We start from the raw sequence: 2,500 nt of genomic DNA on the forward strand, positions 1-2,500 counted from the left end.
GGGGGGCCCTCGCTAAGGCCACCAGGTCATCGAAGGAAACGCAATTTTTTCTGATCTGTTATCAAGTACCGTCGTGCACGTATCGTCATGTGTTCTGTTTGTCGGGCTTGCCGCTACGCATGGGCGATCAAGCCGATCGAGCGATTAGTACAGCTTAGCTTCACGTGTTGCCACGCTTCCACATGCTGCCTATCAACGTGGTGGTCTTCCACGGCTCTGATAGGGAAACCTGGTTTTGAGGGGAGCTTCCCGCTTAGATGCATTCAGCGGTTATCTCGTCCACACATGGCTACCCGGCGATGCCGCTGGCGCGACAACCGGTACACTAGAGGTGTGTCCATCCCGGTCCTCTCGTACTAGGGACAGGTCCTCTCAAGTTTCCAACACCCATGGTAGATAGGGACCGAACTGTCTCACGACGTTCTAAACCCAGCTCACGTACCACTTTAATCGGCGAACAGCCGAACCCTTGGGACCTGCTCCAGCCCCAGGATGTGATGAGCCGACATCGAGGTGCCAAACCTCCCCGTCGATGTGGACTCTTGGGGGAGATCAGCCTGTTATCCCCGGCGTACCTTTTATCCGTTGAGCGATGGCCCTTCCACTCGGGACCACCGGATCACTATGACCGACTTTCGTCTCTGTTCGACATGTCCGTCTCACAGTCAGGCGGGCTTATGCCATTGCACTCGACAGCTGATTTCCGACCAGCCTGAGCCCACCATCGCGCGCCTCCGTTACTCTTTGGGAGGCGACCGCCCCAGTCAAACTACCTGCCATGCAGGGTCCCGGCCCCGGGTTCACGGGGCGCGGTTAGATACCAGGAAGCAGAAGGGTGGTATTTCAAGGTTGCCTCCACACCGGCTGGCGCCAGTGCTTCATAGGCTCCCACCTATCCTACACATCCACATCCTAGTACCACTGCAAAGCTGTAGTAAAGGTGCACGGGGTCTTTCCGTCTAGCCACGGGTACTCCGCATCTTCACGGAGAATTCAATTTCGCTGAGTTGATGTTGGAGACAGCGGGGAAGTCGTTACGCCATTCGTGCAGGTCGGAACTTACCCGACAAGGAATTTCGCTACCTTAGGACCGTTATAGTTACGGCCGCCGTTTACCGGGGCTTCAATTCAAGGCTTGCACCTCTCCTTTTAACCTTCCGGCACCGGGCAGGCGTCAGACCCTATACGTCGTCTTTCGACTTCGCAGAGCCCTGTGTTTTTAGTAAACAGTCGCCACCCCCTGGTCTGTGCCACCCCCCAAAGCTTGCGCTGAGGGAGGTACCCCTTATCCCGAAGTTACGGGGTCAATTTGCCTAGTTCCTTCAACATCATTCTCTCAAGCGCCTTGGTATACTCTACCAGTCCACCTGTGTCGGTTTCGGGTACGGTCTATACGCTGGCGTTATTTCCTGGACCTCCTTCACCGCACCCTCAATCCGATAAGAGGATACGATACACGGAGGCCGTCACGTCCAGCAGGCCCACGAATATTAACGTGGTTCCCATCGACTACGGCTTTCGCCCTCGCCTTAGGGGCCGGCTTACCCTGCGCGGATTAGCCTTGCGCAGGAACCCTTGGACTTTCGGCGACAGTGTTTCTCACACTGTTTGTCGCTACTCATGTCAGCATTCTCACTTCCGATACCTCCAGCGCCTCTCACGATGACGCCTTCATCGGCTTACGGAACGCTCCGCTACCGCGTGCGATTGCTCGCACACCCGCAGCTTCGGTGCATGGCTTGAGCCCCGGTACATTTTCGGCGCGAGACAGCTATTAGACCAGTGAGCTATTACGCTTTCTTTAAAGGATGGCTGCTTCTAAGCCAACCTCCTGGTTGTTTTGGCCGTCTTACATCCTTTCCCACTTAGCCATGACTTGGGGACCTTAGCTGGCGGTCTGGGCTGTTTCCCTTTTGACGCCGGACCTTAGCACCCGACGTCTGTCTCCCGGATAGTACTCTGCGGTATTCGGAGTTTGGTTAGGTTTGGTAGGTCTTTGGGACCCCCTAGCCCATCCAGTGCTCTACCCCCGCAGGTATTCGTCCGAGGCGCTACCTAAATAGCTTTCGCGGAGAACCAGCTATTTCCGAGTTTGATTGGCCTTTCACCCCTAACCACAGGTCATCTCCGTCTTTTTCAACAGACGTGAGTTCGGTCCTCCAGTGGGTGTTACCCCACCTTCAACCTGCCCATGGCTAGATCACCCGGTTTCGGGTCTAATGCATGCAACTCGACGCCCTATTCAGACTCGCTTTCGCTACGCCTACGCCTACCGGCTTAAGCTTGCTGCATACACTAACTCGCTGACCCATTATACAAAAGGTACGCCGTCACCCCTCGAGGGGGCTCCGACTGCTTGTAGGCATTCCGTTTCAGGTACTATTTCACTCCCCTCGTCGGGGTGCTTTTCACCTTTCCCTCACGGTACTTGTTCGCTATCGGTCACTGAGGAGTACTTAGCCTTGGAGGGTGGTCCCCCCATGTTCAGACAGGATTTCAC

General features: G+C 55.6%; 1 rRNA gene (cut by a window edge). It reads right to left on the bottom strand.

The features are described from left to right. Nucleotides 1-123 precede the first annotated feature (123 nt). Nucleotides 124-2,500, bottom strand: a 23S ribosomal RNA gene (locus MTBSS4_RS00005); it runs 367 nt beyond the window's last position.

The sequence above is a fragment of the Magnetospirillum sp. SS-4 genome, assembly GCF_902729425.1.
Lineage (GTDB): Bacteria > Pseudomonadota > Alphaproteobacteria > Rhodospirillales > Magnetospirillaceae > Phaeospirillum.